General features: G+C 50.4%; 13 protein-coding genes. 5 read left to right on the top strand and 8 right to left on the bottom strand.

Annotated elements, in window-relative coordinates; genetic code table 11:
- From SH449x_RS08545 to SH449x_RS08510, 8 genes are all read right to left on the bottom strand, one after another.
- Positions 1-825: a hypothetical protein gene (locus SH449x_RS08545; RefSeq protein ID WP_482380916.1), complete on the bottom strand. Its 825-nt coding sequence runs from the start codon at positions 823-825 to the stop codon at positions 1-3.
- Positions 826-1,383: 558 nt separating this feature from the next.
- A complete protein-coding gene (locus SH449x_RS08540) occupies positions 1,384-4,362 on the bottom strand; it encodes a type I restriction endonuclease subunit R (protein ID WP_482380915.1) in 2,979 nt (992 codons plus the stop codon).
- A 6-nt stretch (positions 4,363-4,368) separates the two neighbouring features.
- Positions 4,369-4,977 carry a hypothetical protein gene (locus tag SH449x_RS08535; protein ID WP_482380914.1) on the bottom strand — a complete coding sequence of 203 codons (609 nt, stop codon included), beginning with the start codon at positions 4,975-4,977 and terminating at the stop codon, positions 4,369-4,371.
- Positions 4,974-6,362: a restriction endonuclease subunit S gene (locus SH449x_RS08530; RefSeq protein ID WP_482380913.1), complete on the bottom strand. Its 1,389-nt coding sequence runs from the start codon at positions 6,360-6,362 to the stop codon at positions 4,974-4,976. Before SH449x_RS08530 ends, SH449x_RS08535 begins: the two co-directional genes overlap by 4 nt.
- Complete coding sequence (locus SH449x_RS08525) at positions 6,359-6,604, bottom strand: hypothetical protein (protein ID WP_482380912.1); 246 nt, start codon at positions 6,602-6,604, stop codon at positions 6,359-6,361. The genes SH449x_RS08530 and SH449x_RS08525 overlap by 4 nt, the downstream gene beginning before the upstream one ends.
- On the bottom strand, positions 6,601-8,937 hold the full coding sequence (locus SH449x_RS08520; RefSeq protein WP_482380911.1) for a type I restriction-modification system subunit M: 2,337 nt from the start codon (positions 8,935-8,937) through the stop codon (positions 6,601-6,603). Before SH449x_RS08520 ends, SH449x_RS08525 begins: the two co-directional genes overlap by 4 nt.
- A 32-nt stretch (positions 8,938-8,969) precedes the next feature.
- Positions 8,970-9,167: a MerR family transcriptional regulator gene (locus tag SH449x_RS08515; protein ID WP_482380910.1), complete on the bottom strand. Its 198-nt coding sequence runs from the start codon at positions 9,165-9,167 to the stop codon at positions 8,970-8,972.
- Positions 9,168-9,359: 192 nt separating this feature from the next.
- Positions 9,360-11,123, bottom strand: coding sequence for an ATP-dependent nuclease (locus SH449x_RS08510; protein WP_482380909.1), 1,764 nt, complete (start codon positions 11,121-11,123; stop codon positions 9,360-9,362).
- 737 nt (positions 11,124-11,860) lie between these two features.
- On the opposite strand from SH449x_RS08510, the gene SH449x_RS08505 reads away from it, so the two are divergent.
- The 5 genes from SH449x_RS08505 (at position 11,861) to SH449x_RS08485 (ending at position 16,745) form a co-directional block, all read left to right on the top strand.
- Positions 11,861-12,880 carry a HEAT repeat domain-containing protein gene (locus tag SH449x_RS08505; RefSeq protein WP_482380908.1) on the top strand — a complete coding sequence of 340 codons (1,020 nt, stop codon included), beginning with the start codon at positions 11,861-11,863 and terminating at the stop codon, positions 12,878-12,880.
- Positions 12,881-12,929: 49 nt separating this feature from the next.
- Entirely contained in the window at positions 12,930-15,209 is a 2,280-nt protein-coding gene (locus SH449x_RS08500) for an SH3 domain-containing protein (protein WP_482380907.1), read from the top strand.
- 91 nt (positions 15,210-15,300) lie between these two features.
- The gene (locus tag SH449x_RS08495) at positions 15,301-15,843 is read left to right on the top strand and encodes a signal peptidase II (protein WP_482380906.1); all 543 of its coding nucleotides are present in this window, start codon (positions 15,301-15,303) and stop codon (positions 15,841-15,843) included.
- Positions 15,844-15,957: 114 nt separating this feature from the next.
- The gene (locus SH449x_RS08490) at positions 15,958-16,245 is read left to right on the top strand and encodes a hypothetical protein (protein WP_482380905.1); all 288 of its coding nucleotides are present in this window, start codon (positions 15,958-15,960) and stop codon (positions 16,243-16,245) included.
- 77 nt (positions 16,246-16,322) lie between these two features.
- Positions 16,323-16,745: a hypothetical protein gene (locus SH449x_RS08485; protein ID WP_482380904.1), complete on the top strand. Its 423-nt coding sequence runs from the start codon at positions 16,323-16,325 to the stop codon at positions 16,743-16,745.
- Positions 16,746-16,768 lie beyond the last annotated feature (23 nt).

The following is a 16,768-nucleotide window of genomic DNA, read 5'->3' as shown; positions in this document are numbered from 1 at the left end:
TTATCGGATGCGGCTTACGTAAACCCAGGGGCTTTTTAGATCAAACAACCAGTCCCTGTCCCCTGATTCGATTAGCTCATCTTGAAGTTTGTTTAGCGTATATCGAAAGGTGGAATTCTCTGCTTTTTCGCCATCCGCCCAAACCTCCATCGCGATCGCAACAATGTCGGCACGCCATTTTTCACTTGACCAGTCAACTAGTTTCCAAATCGCGCGTAACATCTTAGCTGGGACCCGATTCAGTGCGCATGTTGGCATTGCAGGAGGATGCACATCTGCCTTTGCGTGCGATAGACCCAGCAATCCCATCGCCTCGCTTAGCTCCAGATTGCGAAATACATGCGACCTGGTCTGATCGCTCTCGATTCCACAATCTTCTAGCCAGTAGCGACGCCAATCACTGCAATCGTCAGTGAGGCCGGTTTTCTGCTTGATGTATGTCTCATAAAATTTGGCATCCTCTGCGCTAAGCGTTGGAAACGGTGTGCCTTTTGACACAAGTTCGTAGCGAATAGGCGACGCATTTTCGTCATACGCCCATTGACTCAAATCCAACACCGGATGAATCTCTAGGTGTTCCTTGATGATCCTAATCGCAGACTCTTCCCACTCCCGAAGGATACCTAGAATCTCGTCAATGGTCTTTGCCGATCGCGAAAATCTATGAGTCAGATCGTCTTTAACGCGGTTCCACCCCTGTGGTATCAAATCCCCGGGTAGGCCAAACAGTGAGTCCCGAGCAGTTTCTTCGTCAGTACGCTTTACGGCCAAAGCGTTGCGATACAGTTCCCAGACCTTCACTGGACACAGCATACGATCATTCATTCTAGACACCTATGGTTTAAGTGGGCCGACTGGTCCAACTAGCTGCATAGGCTCAGCTAGAGGACCAATCAGCGGCGATAGCTACTCACCTGCCCAATGTCATTTTTACGCGCATCGCTTTTCAAAGAAACCGGCAATCAACCAAAACATCCAAAAAGCCCCTTTAGGCGATTTAACTGCCGAATACACCTCATCTGCCACCGGAACGCTGCTGCGCAAGTCTAGCAGCGAATCTCGAAGCGTGACCATGGGGGTAAGTCGGCAACGAAAGTTCATTCCACCATGTCGGCCAATCGGTTTTGCGTCTCTTCATCGAACGGTAATCAATCCGTGACAATGTCACGAATTGGCAATATCTATTTATAAAAAGTTAGCGATCAGGGCAGATCCAAATGTACCTGTTTTGTGATGTGGTCCTCGACTCAACGCCATGCGACCGAATAACTTTCGCATTTTACACACTTCTGCTTGACGATCCGCCAGGATCACTCTGTATCAAAAGACACCCAGAACCCACTTTTGCGATGTTCATTCTGTTCGCCTTTCATCGGCACTGGCTCAACTATTCGTCAGTTCATAAACCCGATCCGTGACAAAACCTCTGAAGGACTCATTCTGCACGAATTGCTTGTAGAACTCCGTGTCGTCTTTGAGGAGCGGGCCTATGACTCGCATCAAGGCGGCGACCAACTCGATGCGAGCGGTATTCGGCGTGTTCTGTTTCGCATTTCGATAGGATTCGTCAGCAGCCACTTTCGGGGCAATGTCCTCATGAATGCGTTTCATAATCCGGTCGGCATCGGTAAACAATGTGCCGAACTGCTCGTTGAAGGACTTTAAGATGTTGCTGAGTCGATCCAGTTCCGGCTCGACCTTCCTTCCGCCACCTCCCCCAGGTAACGGTTCGATCTCGGCATTCTCATCCTGTAACACCACTTTCATGGCTGCCTTTTTTTCAACCCGATAGCTGTCCATGTCGATCGATTCGAGAATCCCCTTGGACAGATCCTCTTCCTTTGGTGCAGGCAGCTTTGGAATGAGGAAATTCAACAGGATGGACAGTTTCTCCCAGGCAGCATTCGTGTACGGTAAAATGGAAGCCAGGAAGCTGTAGTTCCTCGTAAACGCTTTGGCCTTGCCCTTGAAGTCCACTTGCCCATCTTCGTCGAGACGCTCTATGTATGTGGCAACGCAGGTATCGAGAATAGGATCTAGTTGTTCACGACCCGCTCCATCCAGGTATAGCGTCGTAAACCGAGCCACCTGATCCTCGGAATAGACCTGATGTGCATCGAGGGCGTCTTTCAAATCATGCAGTTTGTTTGGGTCGGTTTTGTCGCTCAATATTGTTGTGCGATAGTAATCCGAGAAAGCAGCCGTGATCGTTTCCGAGTTGTTCATGAAATCGAGCACGAATACATCGTGCTTCTGCGGATGGGCTCGATTGAGCCGAGAAAGGGTTTGCACTGCCTTGATACCCGAGAGTGGTTTGTCCACGTACATGGTATGAAGCAACGGTTCATCGTAACCCGTTTGGAACTTGTCGGCGCACACTAGAAACCTATACGGATCCTCTTGAATGCGATCGGCAATCTCGTTGGCTGGAAAACCATTTAACGATGACTCCGTGACCTTTTCTCCTTGATACTCCGGTTCACCGGAAAACGCTACGATCGCTTGGTACGGACTCTTGCGTTCCTGTAAATAGCTGCGAATTGCATGAAAATACTGAATCGCTCGTTCGATCCCGCTACATACGACCATCGCCCTCGCTTTGCCGCCGATCTTATTCAGCGCAAGAACCTGCTCGTGGAAATGATCGATCATGATTTCCGCCTTGAGGCGAATCGCGTGATCGTGGCTTTCCACGTACTTACGCAGCTTGCTACGGGCCCTTTTCGTGTCGAACTCCGGATCTCCCTCTACCGTTTTGACGAGCTTGTAATAACTGTCGACGGGAGTGTAGCATTTCAGGACATCGAGAATAAAACGTTCCTCGATCGCTTGCTTCATCGAGTAATTGTGAAAAGGCTTGAACTTCACTTTGCCTTCGGTGTCTGGTGGTTGCTCGATACCGAACATTTCCAAGGTCTTGTTCTTTGGTGTCGCAGTGAATGCAAAGTAACTGGCATTACGGAGCATCTTGCGAGCCTCCATTCGCTTTTGCAAAGCGTCGTTGATCTCGTCTTCAGGATCGCCTAATGCCTCGCTCAAGGCCGATGAGGTTTTACCACCTTGGCTGGAGTGTGCTTCGTCGATAACGATCGCAAAGGTACGTCCGCGATGCTGGTCTCCAATCTCATCGAGAATAAAGGGGAACTTCTGCACCGTGGTGATGATAATCTTCTTCCCACTCTCGATGAACTTTCGCAGATCACCCGACCGATCCGCATGACCGACGGTCGCCCCTACTTGAGCAAACTGTTTGATGGTGGCCTGAATTTGTTGGTCCAGGATTCGACGATCGGTAACGATGATGATGGAATCGAAAACGTCTCGTTCGTCTTTGCGTACCTTGATCAGTTGGTGCGCTAACCAAGCGATCGAATTCGACTTGCCGCTGCCTGCCGAGTGTTGAATCAAATAGCGTTTGCCTGCCCCCACGGACGCGACATCGGCCAGAAGGTTTCGCACGACCTCGAGTTGATGAAAGCGGGGGAAAACTTGCTTTAGCTTTTTCTTGCCCGTCTTGAGGTTCTTTTCCTCGATGATCTGGGCGTAGTTTTCGAGAATGTTGGTAAGCCCGCTCGGTGTAAGTATCTGCTGCCAAAGGTAAGCAGTCTTGAGCCCATTCGGGTTTGGTGGATTACCTGCGCCATCGTTGTACCCCTGATTGAATGGCAAGAACCACGATGCCTTGCCTTTTAACTCCGTACACATCATGACTTCGCTGTCATCGACGGCGAAGTGGACGACACATCTGCCAAAGCGAAAGAGCGGTTCTTTGGGATCTCGATCCAGTTTGTACTGCTCAATGGCGTCGGCTACCGTTTGCTTGGTGAGACTGTTCTTGAGTTCAAAGGTTGCGACAGGCAGACCATTGATAAAAAGGCCCAGATCGAGTGCTCGTCGAGTCTCATCGCGACTGTAACGCAACTGTTGAGTCACACTAAATCGGTTCTGGGCATATAACTCGACTGCTTTGGGATTATCCGGTGAGGGTGATGCATAAAACAGCGTCAGATCATGCGGTCCATGCTTGATCCCTCGCCGCAGTACATCGATGACACCCCGCGTTGCAATCTCTTTATCCAAACGCGCCAGAAACTGGCGTCGCGTGGGGCTGTCTTGGGATAAGTCAAAGGCTTCCACCAGTTTGGGCTGTGTCGCCAAAACAAAGGCGGTCAGTTGGGCCAAATCCACACAGTAACCTCGATCGTAATCGGAACTGTTACCTGCATACCAACCACGCTCTCGCATGTCCCGGACGATGATTCTCTCCAAACCCGCTTCGGACAGATCGGTGGGACGGAGCGAGAAATACGCAGGAGACTTTTCATGAACGGTTGGTGTGTCAGGGCGGTGTTCGTCGTTCATGGTGCATTAGTTTGGCAATAGATAGTGTTGTTGAAGAACATTCCAGGCTAATTCCACATGCCGCTGAGGGAATAGGTTTTTCTTTCGTTCACTCCATTGCTCGACTTGTTTTTTCGCTTGGGCCGCACTTTTTGCCCCCTCATGATGGCAAACCCAATGAACGGTCGACAGCAATTCCATGCCGTACGGCGTCTCAAAGCCCGCGATCAAATCTGCAACCCGATTGACTCGGCGTTTGGTCTCTTCATTATCTTTCAAAACTCTCTCGGCTTGTTGAATTCCTTCCTGAAGCAATTCGATAGGCTTTTCGGGCGCATCAGCGCCGTCTCCAAAACCTCGGGTAAAATAGCCCTCGATCGCGTTTAGAACGTGCCGAAGGTTTTCCGAGTAGGGGCCATAAGGTCCTTTTTGGAAGTTAAGCTTGTCGATTGGCTCCCCGCACGCCGTAACTAGGTACATCAGTTTGTGAACCTCCAACAGCGAGACAAACGGATCCATGCAAGCCGCAAGGTATTGCCGCATCAGTGAAATCATCGCAGCCTGTTCGAGTGTCAAAATCTTTTGCGATTGCGGTTTGGGCAGTTCGGTCTCGCCAGTAGCAAGGTCATTGGTCATGCCTCGATCTCCTCAAGTAGCTCGTCGTCGATTGATTCACCAAGAGAATCATCGGTGTGGTGCGGCTCATCTATTTGTTCAGGAAGTTGCTCGGTTATTTTACGGACATCGAGCTTACCTGTCACCACATCAGCAGTCAGTGACGTTCGGTACTCGCGAAGGAGGATGATTTCATGTTCAGTACGGACGATAGCGATCTCGAAGGGTACTAGCTTGTGAGCAATGAATTCAAGAATCTTCGATTGTTCGTCGAGATTGGGAAACCATAGGTAACAATTTGCAAGAGCTTCGCGGTTTACCTTTGGCATCGCGACACGCATCGAACTATCGACCGCAAATTTTGTGAACGGTTGGGAGAGCAGCAAAAATAAAAGATAGTCAGGCGATATTTCTTCCTTCTTCGCACTTATTGGATACATATCCGCACTGCACAAGCAATCGCATGGTGCAATCGTCGCTTTGCGTAAATTCGGACGGATCTTGCTGTATATGATCTGCCCCCTAGACACAAGGTATTTACCGCTGTCCGCTCCTTGCTCGCTTGCAGTTTCCAGATTGATCAATTGTCCCGTACCGCTACGAATGTGGTTCGGCGCAATCAACGTGAGATTGCGATATTTGGCCTTACGAGGATCAACTTGGCCACTATTGATGGTGGCAAGGTACTTAAATCGCTTAAGCGACCAATGTTCAGGTACATCACCGAGCCAGGGGATGCCGGAGGGTTTGAGTTTGACGTTGGGGTCGAGGCCGCGGGTGACGGCGCGGTGGATGATGGCTTGTTTCTGCTCATTGAGTAGCCCGATCAGCTTCCGCTTCGCCCGAATCGCCCGCTCGATCTTCCCGTTCGCATAATCCAAAAAACGTACGATAGCAGCCTGCTCGTCGGGAGGAGGTTGCGGCGTCTTTGCTCCTAAAAATCGTTCGATTGGAATTGTGTGCCTAAGCCCTGAATACAACGGACTAAGAAGTTTACGATCATCCATGGCAAGATAGAACTTCTCAAAGTAGGCGGGGTTACCAGCCACCAAGTATTCCAGCACGGTGTAGGCACCGGTTATCATGCCGTTATGATGCGACAATCCAACTGCCCGAGGAGTTTCAGGTACATCGAACAAGCAAAATACAAAATCACCAATCCGAACCTCTTGTGAGGTCCCCATGTCGGATGAAAACTTACCTTTTCCAGTCGAAATATCTCTGACGATAACACCCTGCTTTGTTAGCGAGAGTAGTTGGTACTTTACATGATTCTTACCAACGAGCACCTTACGCTTCCTCACCAATCCACGATTAGGAATAGCGTCCCAATGAGCCGGTATTTTCCCTACCCACGGCAACCCAGATTCTTTGTACTCTGCGTACGGTTTCAGACCGTCAATCACTCTTGCACCTCCTGCGCCTCGTCACGGAACAGTTCAATATAGCTTTGATACATAAACTTGCGATTGCGTGTCTGACCGGTTATTTCTTGCAGAATGTTGTTGGATACAAACTTGCCTACGCCGTACTTGGCTTGTGATAGGCTGCCTATAATAACGGCATGGATATTTTCTATGTTATAGCCAGCCTTGAATAGGGCAGTGGATGGATTGAGGGCTAGTACCATTATTATTGGACGGTTCATTGCAACCCTCCAACGATCTCGGCTAACATGCCATCGGTTTCTTGCTCTAGTGCCAGGATGTCGGCGCGGATCTCTTCCAGCGAACGAAGTGGCTGGGGCTTGTAGAAGTGACGAGTGAAGCTGATTTCATAGCCGATCTTGGTTGCCGACGCATCGATCCAGGCGTCGGGGGTGTAAGGTAACACCTCACGCTGCATAAAGGTCTCCACGTCTTCTTGCAGTGGGACTTGTTCCGTATCTCTCAACTCCGGATCCGATTCGTATTCGTAGATCACTTTCTTATCGCCGCCCGGACTTGCGTAGAAGCCATACATTGGATTGACGGAAGTTTTGCCCGGCTTGTGGACCTTGGCGATTACGGGCGGAGCGGACTCGTCGCGCCAACTGACCGCTTTGTAAAAGATCTTCAGTTCAGGTGCTGAGAGTTTCAACTTTAACTTCTTCACAGCGGCGTCGACTTTGCTTCGAAAGTCGTTATGGTCCTCGAAAAGGCCATCGCCAAGTTCCTTCTTTAATACGGCGGCGGAATCCGCTAAGCGTCCATCCCGTTCCCAAGTCTTGGGATCGAGTAGTTTCTTCTTCTTTTTCTCAGGAAGCCCTTTTTTAGCGGGTGCATCGTCCCCGTCTTCTTCCTCCTCATCACCGTCACCGGATCCCCATTCGTTGAGCACTTTTTCCAACGACTCTCGAATCTTTGCGAAATCAGAATACAGATCGTCGCCGAATTGATCGTAGAGTTCGCTTCGAATCTCTTCATCACCGGACGCGAAACGGAGCGATTCCATGGCTTTGGTCGTGATCTGGCTATGCAAACGGAGAGGGCGTTCGACCACGATTTTTCGGTATCCAAACGCCTCGTTGTCGAAGATTTTCGATTGTTCCGTCTCCTCGAATTTGAGGAAGGTGTCGCAAATGCGTTGAATGTCTTCGGGGGATAACTCGCAGTTCTTCTTGCCAAGGTTCTTGCGCAGTGGCTTGAACCATTGCGTCGCATCGATGAGTTGGACCTTACCTTTGCGGTGCTTGGGCTTACGGTTGGAAAGAACCCAGATGTACGTTGCAATGCCGGTGTTGTAGAACATGTTGAGTGGCAGAGCGACAATAGCCTCCAGCCAATCACTTTCGATGATCCAACGACGGATGTTGCTTTCGCCTTGCCCCGCGTCTCCGGTGAACAACGATGAGCCATTGTGAACCTCAGCGATACGACTTCCGAGGTCGGTCTTGTCGTTCATCTTGGCAACTTTGTTGGCCAGGAACAACAATTGGCCATCGCTAGAACGGGTTACTAGATTAAGTTCCTCACCTTGGTGGGTCACCTTGAATCGTGGGTCCCGCAGTCCATCCTTGCCACCCAGCGCATCCAAGTCCTTCTTCCAGCTTTTGCCATACGGCGGGTTAGCGAACATGAAGTCAAATACTTGGCTTGGAAACGCATCATGCGAAAGCGTCGACCATTCTGCGCCACCGACAATGTGTTCCGCGTTTTCGCCTTCACCCTTAAGCAGCATATCCGCTTTGCAGATGGCGTAGGTTTCCGGGTTGATTTCCTGGCCATACAGGCGGATGCTCACCTTCAGTCCTCGCTTTTCGGCGATCTCTTGCAGAGTGTCTTCTCCTACGGTCAAGATACCTCCGGTGCCGCAAGCATCGTCGAACAGCAGATAAGTCCCGGGCTTGATTTGATCGATGATGGGTAGAAAGACCAGGTTCGTCATTAATCGGACACCATCGCGGGGCGTCCAGTGTTCACCGGCTTCTTCGTTGTTCTCTTCGTTAAATTTGCGTACTAGCTCTTCGAAGACAGTCCCCATGGAATGGTTATCCATTGCGGGATGTTTAACGGTGCCATCGCCGTTGAGTACGGGGGTGGGGCTAAGGTTGATTTCGGGATCAAGGAATTTGGCAATCAGAGTCCCGAGCGCGTCGGCTTTCGAGAGTCTCGGAATGATGTTGCGGAATTCGAAGTTGGTGAGGATGTCCTGGACGTTGCTTGAAAAGCCATCGAGATAGTCTTCGAAGTCGGCTCGCAATTGTTGTTGATTAGAGCGGGCACGCAAGTCACGGAGAGTAAATTTGGATGTGTTGTAGAACGCTTCTCCGGAGGCCCCGCACAGCGCGGCGCGTTGTTCCGTGATCCCAGCATCGTCAAGCATCTTTTTGGTGTCGAGCACAGCAGGCTTGGTTGGTTCCAGCACGGCATCGAGTCGACGGATAACGAACATGGGGAGAATGACGTCGCGATATTTGCCTCGCACGAAAAGATCGCGCAGGACATCGTCCGCGATACCCCAGATAAAGGAGATTATTTTGTTGTGTACGGCTTGATCCATCGACAGGTGTGGCTTCGTGAGCGGAAAGAAGATTATCTAGGCTTAACGGGTTTGGAGGCTTGCTTGAGTAGCCTGTCCAAGTCGGTTCGTTTGAAAAGGCGATAGCCGTTCACTGGATTTCGGTGCATGGGGAGTTCACCCCGATCCGCCCATTTGCGAATGGTATTGTGGTGGACGCCTACGTACTCGGCCGCCTCGGCAGTCTGCATGTATTCGGATAATTTGGTCATGATATGTGTCACGTTTTGAAAATCACAGTGTCGGTGATGAGGCAGTTTAACAAACCCTACACTGGTTGGGAACCAAGATAGATCATCGAGCTTGTGATTTTCTGCCGCATGAACGCATCTCAAAAGTGGCAGGTTGCATGCCGCACTACTGAGATGTTCTCGGCGCAACTCACTCGTTCGGTCTGGCAAGACTCAATCCATCGACCAAGATCGAATCGTCTTTACCAGTTCGGTCATTTTTTCTGCAAGTTCAAATCGAGGCGCAAGATTTTCTTTAGTAAGGTAGAAAACTGCCTTGGCGGCGAAATCACATTTGTCGAACGACTTGCGTTTGAGCTTGGAGGTTACAAAATTCCTTTCAGTAAGCTTGGTAGACGGGAACGAGTCATGTTTTGCCGGATCAGGAATGTTTGAAACTTCGTAAACACATCCCCATACCTGGCCTGGCACGTAATTTTCAAGCTCCTTTGCTTCAGTTATCCAGATAAAAGAGTTGGGGATTGCCTGGACTTCATCACGAATTCGCGTCACTCGCTCTTTCAATTCCGACTTTTCGCCTTTGCTCGCTGTTCGATCGCCGTCACAAATCACTGCAATGTTGTTGTTGATTCGGAGCAAATTGTTCAGTGACGGTTCTGATGATTCAGGTGCGGCGAATTCGCTTTTGGCGAGTATCGAACCGCCGTAGTATGCACATTGATAATCACGTCCCTCCATCAATTCACCATCTGAGAAAAGCTCGATGAATCGGTTGATGTAAATGCGATCAGACGGCCCCTCCAGCCAGACGATTCCATTGGCCTGTAGAAGATCTGAGGGGCGAGCTCCAAGTTTTGAAACCATTGAGACGCGATCGAAATGAACGGTTAGGGTTGTCGTTTTTGCTGACGTGCCATCGTGTTCTACGCTGATGATTTGAGAATTGTCCTTGGTTGCAAAAAAGTCTAAGGCGACGCTTGAATGAGTGGTCAGAAAAATCATGCACTTGTGCTGGTCTACATAATCGGCAAGGTAACGAAATAGCCGCCGAAGAAGTGCGGGGTGTAAATTGTTCTCTAGTTCTTCAAACGCGAAGATAAAACTATCTTTCGGCTTGTCTAATGCGGCGGGCATCGCAATCAGATTGAGTAGCACTAAGATGACTGTCTTTAATCCGCTTCCAGAATCGCTCAATGAGATAAGTCCTTTAGAAGGTTCTCGAAAAAACACTTCCCAAAAGTTCTTTAGTGCTCCTGATTCTTCCTCGTCGTGTTGGCGAATTTCGATTCCAGAGAAATTGCCATCGCTTTGAAAAATCTGAGCAAGCCCGGTCAAGAGTTCCTCTTGAATAATAGTTTCGTCAAGCGCGGTGCTGTTGATGAACCGACGAATAAGATTCGTCGCCCCTGAGCCATCGAACGACAAATCTAGTCCGGGTGACTCCAATTCTGGGCGAATATCGCGATCTGCAAAGATTCGTCGAAATGTTCTTCCGAAGAAGGGCGATTCAACGTATTTTGTTTCAAGTCCATTGCGAATTGCCTCGATCGCGTTCGCATCGAAGGTTGAACCTGTCGCATTACTTCCTTTAAATTTCAATTGGAAGCCGTTTCCGACTGTCACAACTCCATTCGACTTTTTCCAGCTAACATGACTACCTACATTAGACTCCCCGTAGCAGTTCCAGTGGCTATGCTGTCTGTAAAACTCGACGTAATTTGGTCCGAATTTGCCGCCGCATTTGTCCTTTGCAAATAGACGCTCAAGTAGTTGCTCGGTCAGTTCACCCGAGCAAGAAATGTCATGACCTAGCTTTTGCAAGTTCGTGCTTGCTAGCTTTTCGACTAAATCGATCAGTCTAGACTTGCCTGAGTTGTTCCGACCAACAATTACACTTATTGGCTTGAACTGATCGAAACCTCCCCATTCTTTTGTGAAGCAGGAGAAGCCTTTGCATTTGAGCGATTTAACGAGCATATGAGAAACTTAGCGGGAAATCTGGATCTGAGACTAAATCTCCATAGTAATCCAAGATCGTATGGCTCGCCAATTGGACGTTGGCCGATGAGCTGCTCGCCTTTCTTCAAAAGTTCTAGTCGGCACGGACGAATCTTTCGATCATCTCCGAGATCAGATTTTTCGCCGCTTCATCGAGTCCCGGCCACGCCTTGGCGATCGCCTCTAAACGGGGGTCACTGTGCCAATATGGTGCCACTACACCCTTGGACCCTTGTTTTTCATTGGTTGACACCTGATTTCTAATCCGTAGGTCGAAGGTTCGAGCCCTTCTGGCCCTGCTGGTTTTTTCTTCAATGTTTGCCTTGGCTTCCCAAGTGATTTCCTTGGTAAAACGCTCTTCGACGGCAACTCTAATGTCCCCGCCGTGGATCTGACGATTTTGGATGTCGGTCGGATGGAATACTCGGAGATGCTAGGCGAGCCAATTTTTGCATGTTGCTTTGACTGCATGTTGCTTTGACTCTGGGAAAATTTGGATGTTGGAATGATTTAAAGGGGGGGCTTAGGTCCTAGACAGAAGATCGCTAGCACAACACCTTGCCCTGCCCTGCCATGTTATGGATGGAATTGGTGATTGATGTATTTGGTATTGAAATGAGAACGAACTTTAGCCTATCTACAGATTTTTGTGAAAATGATCGGTTAACGCGTTTCCTTCTCGTTTCTGTATGCCAAAGAAGTCTCGAACTGAACCTGTGACTGCATTGCTGGATGTCGAATGGCTATCCGGCAAACGCGCAGATCCGCGACTTCGGCTCCCGAATAAACAACACGGATCCGCAAGCCTGGGAACGGTGCTTGGAGTAACAACACTGTTCGTGGTCGTGGGAGCCGTCGCCGGTCTATGGTCGCCACTCTCTCAGAAATGGTTGCGAGAACACGGAATCGCAATTCTCGACCTCGACACCAACCCTGCGAACGAAACCCTCGCAATGGTAGTCTCCTTGAACGCCATGGATCCAGGACAAAGCCAACTGACTGTGCCAGCTTCACAGGTCTCGGAGTTTAGTTCCCCCTCGCTCGCCGCCGCATCTCGTCTCTCTGACCAGACTGTCTCTAACACTTTTGCAAACTCGCTTCCTGGCTTAAACGCCTTTCCCGTGCCAACAGCTTCCAACGGGGGAAATGAGCTGTCCATCTTGCCCCCACCGACAGCAAAAACGGAATCGCAGACACTAGCCAACTCAACGGTTCGAGGGCGTCTTTCCGATAACCCGAGTGAAGTCAAGCGTTCGCAGTCCAAGCCGCCGATCGTGGTGCCTGTGGAACAGTCTGCAATCGCAACGGTCGTTTCCCATTCGGAAGCCACTTCGTTTGACGATCTGAAGCAATTACCACTGGAGAGGTTGCTGCCACTATTGGGGAGTACTCAAGAGCGGCGAGTTCGCTTGGTTTACGATGAACTTTCGCAACGGGGGCTACCGGACTCCCTCTTAGACATAGCCATTCAGTTCGCGCGAGGCGACGAGGGGGGGCAATTAGAACTGCTCGATCATCTCGCCCGTTTTAGCGAGGTTAGTCCTGCCCCTTTACTTTACTGGATGGCTCAATCGAGCAGTAGGTCGGTGAGGAAGCGAGCCATCGCGATCTTGGGTTCTTTGCAAGATCGAGATGTATTGCAGCATCTTCGCACGCTCGCAACACGAGAACCGGATAGTAATTTAAGACAGCTTATTGAACAAACCGTTGCGTCTAACTCACGCACCACTAGATAGTCGATGGTAGCCAGGCTTTCCTGGTCAAAATAGGGCGAGGATTCCCGATATGGACACCCAACATCAAAATCGATCACGATATCACAATCGATCACGACGTCGCTCCCAATTGATGGTTGCCATATGGCTGAGTTGTTTGGGCTCCGGTGGTATCGGGGCGGAATGCTTGGCAATGCCCACTCCTATACCATCTCCAACACCTGTGACGGATAAGAATTCTCCAGACCATTCCCCCCCCCCGGAGATCCAAAAGAGCTATACCGAGCCACGTGTTCGTTACGTGTTGGGAACGAAAGCGATTGTAAGATCGGGACCTTCGGAGCGTTATTATGCAACAGGCGATCTCTCTGCACGCTCGCGAGTCGAGGTCTATCTAGAAACGACGGATGGATGGTCAGGCATCCGCCCCCCTGAGAACAGCTATAACTGGATCTTGGCCAAACATGCGTACTTGTTACCGGGAGGTAAGGTCGCAGAGATATCCGACGAGGAAACTCCTGCGTGGGTTGGTTCGGACGCAGCCAGCATCAAGCAACTCATGTGGCAAACAGCCCTTTACAAGTCGCAGCAGGTGCAGATTCTCGGAGAAGAGCATCAGATTGGCGAGGATGGGACGAAACAGCTCTGGTATCGCATCAGTCCCCCGCAAGGTGAATTTCGGTGGATTCGTTCCTCGGCGTTGACCGATCAAATGCCAGCATCGAGCATGCCAAACTCGCGGCCGGACGCAGACGAGAAGCCGGGACAAATCGCGTTGGCTAACTTCTCTCAATCTTCGGCGTCGCCCCCGATTGGTTCTGGTGTGTCTCGAGCGGCAGCGACCCAAGTTGTAGACAACCCACCTGAGGGCAAAATCGTGTGGAGCGATGAATCTGAGGTTGTTGCTAGGATCAACCAAGAGATCAAGCGAGAACAATCCGAGTTCATGGGGCAGGTACCCCAAGGAGTTGCGACGGACGAAGCAATTATCTTAGGGGGAGAACAGTTCGCGGATGAATCCTTCTTGATCGAGGAGGCCATGACGCCAGAAGAGATGCGCCGTGCCCAGAGAAGACAACAAGCTCAACACCAGATCGATTCCTTACAACATTGGGACAGCCTTCAAAGCGACCCTCGTGGTCCTCTCAAAGCTAAGCCACTGAGGAGCATTCTCGGCTTGGTTGGCTTTAGCGTCATAGAGGCGGAGCGAGCCCCGGTAAACACGGAAATGCGCCGAAGTATGCATGACTTTCATCAGCAGCCTTCCTCGCGGAGTATGCCAAATCAGTACGGTTCGAACCGTTTGGATCGACTCCCGAGACCAGGGCAAAGAAATCGACCTTACAGACCATCGTCGACCAATGAACCTGATGACCGGGACTACTATGATGATCGAGTGGGGGCCAGCTTCGAAGACGATTACCGACCGCTAGATGGCCAGCTTCCGATCATGGAACGCTTGCTGGCTTCCAACCAGCCTTTGTTCGGTGGTCAGCCGGCCTTGTACAACCCACCAAACAACTATGAGGCGAACGCTGGTTCGAGAGGGATCGGTAGTGGTCGTGGACCATACGATTCCGATTATCGCGAAAGAAATTCCGATGGCTGGCATGCTGTTCAGTCGCCAAGTTTCGAGCCCCGGGACATCGCTCAAGCCTCCTACGCTCCGAGGGATAAGTATGAAGAACCGTGGGAGGACGCTAAGTTCACTTCGCCAGAGGTGCAGCGCTCGTTGCTGGAGTTGTCTCGAGTCGTCTCGCAACCGACTGAAACATGGGACCTCGGGCGTCTGAGAGCTCGCTGCATGGATTGGATCGAGTATGGCGATTCGGCTGTTGTTCGGGGTGAAGCCAGGCTACTGCTCGACCGGATCGATCGGTTTGATGACTTGCGAATCAAGTCTTTGCAGTCGGCGCAGAGGGGCAACCGCGATCTTAACAGCCGCGACCTTGACAGCCGCGAGTCGATGCACAGCGTATCCTCCGGCTTCAATCCGAGACAACCAGGGACATTTAACGGCCTATCGCCAGTGGTGCAAGCGTCTGGGGGTATGGGGGCAGCGGTCTCGCCACCGAATTATTCCCAACCGCCCAACTACCCACAACCGTCGGAGTTAGGCGCCGGTGACGCCTCGGGATGGCTGGTTCAGGTTCACGCCACGGCCCCCGGGCAGCCTGACTTTGCCTTAACGGACGACGCTGGAAATGTGATAACGTACGTGCGTTCTACGGCATCATTGAATTTACGTCGATATTTACAGCAACCGGTTATGATTCAAGGAGTACGAGGCTACATACCAAACTTAGCTGCGAAACAAATCGTTGCAGAGCGAGTCGTGCGATTACGCTAATGACGCGGTTTTCCATCTATCCAAATTGCGGTAGGATAACGCTGACAACGCTGTAACGATTGAACCTAAATACCACTCGATAGCACATCCTATGAGACTCCTTCTTTTCTTGAGCCTAGCCATCGCTGGTTGCTCCATCGACTTGTGGACAAAACAAGCGATTTTTGGCTGGCTTGGCAACCCAGGGGAGTCGCCACCTCATTGGTTAATAGAGCCTTATGTTGGCTTTCAAACCGCTGTGAATATGGGGGCTTTGTTTGGACTGGGGCAGGGGTTTGGTTGGCTGTTTTCCATTCTATCCATCGTAGCTGCAATCGGAATTGTTTACTGGCTATTTGTGCTAAAGGCCAGCAAGTCGCTTTGGCTTACCATTGCGATGGGGTTGGTTATGGGTGGTATATTCGGCAATCTTTACGACCGACTCGGGATTCCCGATCTACCGAAGAATTATAAGGGGGGAGTGCGCGACTGGATCTTGTTCACGTACGGCGAGTACACATGGCCCAATTTCAATATTGCCGACAGTTTGTTGGTAACGGGTGCCATCATGTTGGCTATCTATTCGTTCTTGGTAACGGAACCTCGCGAAGATAACTCTAATGCTAAAATGCCAGTCTCCTCACAAACAGAATAGAGTATTCGGCCCAAACTCCCCAAGTTGAAATATTGGAAACTGGGTAATATCTTTAACGTCCTTACTCGGCCACACCGATGATACCGGAGTTGTTTCTTCCGCCGAGGTGCTGTGATGAATCTAGATCGCAATCGATACTTCATGTTCGGAATTGTCCTGTTTTTGTTAGGGCTTCAGTTCCGATCTGTAGAGACCTTTGTACTTAACGAAAGTAGCACGAAGGCTTTGCACCGCTTCGCTCAAAACTCCAAGATTGCCAACAACAACGCCCTGACCAACGCCTATGTAGAAGTGGCATCACCGAAGAAGAGTTTTCAACCACCCAATTGGCTTGGGTTTGTGCTTCTTACGGTGGGCGGTGTCATGTCGCTACACGCCTTGGCGTTACCTAAGAGGCAATAGAATGTTCCGCCATTCAGTGAGTAATGGATTCCTCCCCCTCGTGGTCTCTGTCGAGTGACCAGGCGATAAGTGCTTTTGTGAAACTATTTAAAACACCTGCATTTTGGTTGCTGGCGGTCGCGTTAACGATTGTCGTTCTTGCTAATTGGAACAACGAATCTGCCTCGCGAGGACGGGCCCACGCTGACGAGGGCAAAGAGGCGCTCGGTGGCGCGAAGTTAAACGAGGGTAGTTCGAGCCGAACAGATAATGTGATCCGAGAGGGAACGGAGCTAAGCAACTTGAGGGTTCAAGTTCGGAGGGCCGCTAGTGGTCGTATCAACTTGTTCGACGAACAGACAAAGCGGACGATGGTTTGTTTAGAGAATCTCTGGTTGCAACGAATCCTGACCGCTCAGAAGAATGATGATCCTGGGGTGATTTGGATCATTTCCGGTCGTGTGACTGAGTTTGATGGTGCTAATTTCTTTCAGATTGTAGAGGCCTCTCGATCGAACTGATCAGGAAGTTCTGTAACGACAAA

The organism is Brakhagea baltica, assembly GCF_052161605.1.
Lineage (GTDB): Bacteria > Planctomycetota > Planctomycetia > Pirellulales > Pirellulaceae > JBKCUI01.
The sequence above is the reverse complement of the archived record's forward strand: the minus strand, read 5'-3'. Positions and strand labels throughout refer to the sequence as shown.